Origin of the sequence: Salipiger sp. HF18, from assembly GCF_011806505.1 — a bacterium.
GTDB lineage: Bacteria > Pseudomonadota > Alphaproteobacteria > Rhodobacterales > Rhodobacteraceae > Salipiger > Salipiger thiooxidans.
The window spans coordinates 1-3,165 of the sequence record NZ_JAATOS010000457.1; the positions used below are offsets into that span (position 1 = coordinate 1).

The 3,165-nt window shown below is 71.2% G+C and carries 3 protein-coding genes; all 3 read left to right on the forward strand.

Annotated elements, in window-relative coordinates; translation table 11 throughout:
• A partial coding sequence (locus HC022_RS22355) for a glycine cleavage T C-terminal barrel domain-containing protein (RefSeq protein WP_167453868.1) occupies nucleotides 1–2,480 on the forward strand: 2,480 nt, incomplete at its 5' end.
• Nucleotides 2,473–3,027, forward strand: coding sequence for a sarcosine oxidase subunit gamma (locus HC022_RS22360; protein WP_167453869.1), 555 nt, complete (start codon nucleotides 2,473–2,475; stop codon nucleotides 3,025–3,027). The genes HC022_RS22355 and HC022_RS22360, both read left to right, overlap by 8 nt.
• Nucleotide 3,028: 1 nt before the next feature.
• Nucleotides 3,029–3,165: tetrahydrofolate dehydrogenase/cyclohydrolase catalytic domain-containing protein (locus HC022_RS22365; protein WP_368484721.1), on the forward strand; the 137-nt coding region annotated here is incomplete at its 3' end.

Below are 3,165 nucleotides of genomic sequence, written 5' to 3' on the forward strand. Positions count from 1 at the left end.
CCGACGCCTATGACCGGGGTTTCCTGCAGTGCGACCTGCTGGTCATCGGCGGCGGTGCCGCGGGGCTGGTGGCGGCGCTGACCGCCGGGCGTGCGGGCGCACAGGTGGTGCTTGCGGACGAGGATTTCCGCCTTGGCGGGCGGCTCCTGATGGAGAGCGACCTTCTGGACGGTGCCCCGGCCAGCGACTGGGTCGAGAGCGTGCGGGCGGAGCTTGCCAGCCTGTCCAACGTGCGGATCATGACCCGCACCACGGTCTTCGGCGTCTTCGATCACGGCATCTACGGCGCGGTCGAGCGGGTGGCGGACCACCTGCCCGTGCCCGGCGACAAGGTGCGCCAGACGCTGTGGCGGATCACCGCGAAACGCGCCGTGCTGGCGGCGGGCGCGACCGAGCGGCACATTCCCTTCGCCGACAACGACCGGCCCGGCATCCTGCTGGCGGGCGCGCTGCGCGCCTATGCCAACCGCTGGGCGACGCTTCCGGTGGCCAAGGCGGGCGACGCGGTCGCGATCTTCACCAACGGCGACGACGGGCACCGCACGGCGCGCGACCTGCTGGCCAAGGGCGCGAAACTGCTCGGCGTGATCGACAGCCGCGCCGGGGCCAGGGCCCTGGGCGACTACCGTGTCTTTTCCGGCGCGCAGGTCACCGGCAGCAAGGGCCGTCTCGGTCTCACGCAGATCGAGATCACCGAAGGCGGCAAGGCCTCGTGGCACGAGGTCGGCGCGCTGGGTGTGGCGGGCGGCTGGAACCCGAACCTGCACCTCGCCTCGCACCACCGCGGGCGGCCCGAGTGGGATGCCTCGCTGCTGGCCTTCGTGCCGGGGCAGGGCGGTCCGCAGGGGCTGATCCCCGCGGGCGCCGCCGCCGGCAAGGGCGGCACCGCGCAGGCGCTGGCGGACGGTGCGCGCGCGGCACAGGCTGCGCTGGCCGAGCTGGCGCTCACCGCGCCGCAGATCGCGCTGCCCGAGGCGCTGGACGCTCCCGCGGCGCAGGAGGCCTTCTGGCACGTGCCCGGCAAGAAACGCGCCTGGGTGGATTTCCAGAACGACGTGACCGTCAAGGACATCAAGCTGGCGCATCAGGAGAACATGCGCCCGGTCGAGCATCTCAAGCGCTGGACCACACTTGGCATGGCGACCGATCAGGGCAAGACCTCGAACGTATCGGCGCTGGCGGTGATGGCCGAGCTCACGGGCAATTCGATCCCCGAGACCGGCACCACGATCTTCCGCCCGCCCTATACCCCCGTCTCGCTCGGCGTGCTGGGCGGCGGCGACAGCGGCCCGCATTTCCGCCCCCACCGCCTGACCCCGACCCATGGCTGGGCCGAGGCGCAGGGCGCGGAGTTCGTCGAGGTGGGCCCGTGGATGCGCGCCCAGTACTTCCCGCAGAAGGGGGAGACCCACTGGCGGCAGAGCGTCGACCGCGAGGTGCTGGCGGTGCGCGCGGGCGTCGGGCTTTGCGACGTGACCACGCTCGGCAAGGTCGATGTGCAGGGCGCCGATGCGCGCGAGTTCCTCAACCGGCTCTACGCCAACATGATGGGCACGCTGAAGGTCGGCATGGTGCGCTACGGGCTGATGCTGCGCGAGGACGGTCACGCCTACGATGACGGCACCTGCGCGCGGCTGGCCGAGGATCACTACGTGGTCACCACCACCACCGCCAACGCCGGGCTGGTCTTCCAGCGCATGGAGTTCGCGCGCCAGTGCCTCTGGCCCGAGCTCGACGTGCAGCTGATCTCGACCACCGACGCCTGGGCGCAGATCGCCGTCGCAGGGCCGAAATCCCGCGAGCTTCTGGGCCGGATCGTCGACGATTTCGACCTGTCGAACGAGGCCTTCCCCTTCATGGCCTGCGCTCCGCTCACCATCTGCGGCGGGCTGCGCGCGCGTCTCTTCCGGATCTCGTTCTCGGGCGAGCTGGCCTACGAGATCGCCGTGCCCGCCCGCTACGGCCATGCGCTGATGGAGCGCCTGATGGAGCGCGGCGCCGATCTGGGCGTCACGCCCTACGGCACCGAGACGCTGGGCGTCCTGCGCATCGAGAAGGGCCACGCCGCCGGGGCCGAGCTCAACGGCCAGACCACGGCGCAGATGCTGGGGCTGGGCCGGATGGTGTCGGCCAAGAAGGACAGCATCGGCGCGGTGATGTCGCGCCGCGAGGGCCTCGCGGCCGACCGCCGCCGTCTCGTCGGGCTGAAATCCGTGACCCCGCAAGAGCAGGTGGTGGCAGGCTCGCATCTCTTCACCGGAGGGGCGGCGCAAACCATGCAGACCGATCAGGGCTGGGTCACCTCGTCCTGCTGGTCGCCGCATCTGAAGAGCTACATCGCGCTGGCCTATCTCGAGGACGGCGACAGCCGGCAGGGCGAGATCGTCATCGCCGCCAACCCGCTCGAAGGCCGCGAACTGCGCGCCGAGGTCGTGTCGGCGCATTTCGTGGATCCCGAAGGAGGACGTCTCCGTGACTGACCTTTCCCCCGTCACCGCGCTTGGCGACAGCGCCCCGCGCAACGTGCGCTTCGGCGCGCTCACCCTGTCGGAAAACGCCGGTCTCGCGCTCGCCTCGCTGGCGCTGCGCAAGGGGCAGGCGGCGCCCGCGCCCTTCGGCCTCGCGCTGCCCGAGGTGGCCCGCGCGGTGTCCTCGGGGCCGCACGGGGCCTTCTGGACCGGGCGCGGTCAATGGATGATCGAGGCCGAGGGTCTTGCCGAAACCGATTTCGCCGCCGCGCTGCAGGGTCAGGCGCCGGGCTGCGCGGTGACCGAGCAGACCGACGGCTGGGTCGCCTTCGAGATCGCCTCGGACACTGGCGCCCCGCTCGAGGCGTTGCTGGCGCGGCTGGTGAACATCGACCCGAGAACGCTCGGGCCCGGCTGTTGCGTCCGCACGGGGCTCGAGCACATGAGCGTGTTCGTACTGCGCCGGTCCGAGACCCGGCTGGCGGTGATCGGAATGCGCAGCCTCGCGGGATCGCTGTGGCACGCCCTGTCGCAAGCCGCCCGCCGACTGGAGGACTGATATGTCTGCAACCATCATCGACGGCAAGGTTTTTGCCGCGACCGTGCGCGAGCAAGTGGCAGCGCATGTGGCGCGGCTGAAGGCGGACCACGGCATCACGCCGGGTCTGGCGGTGGTGCTCGTGGGCGAGGACCCGGC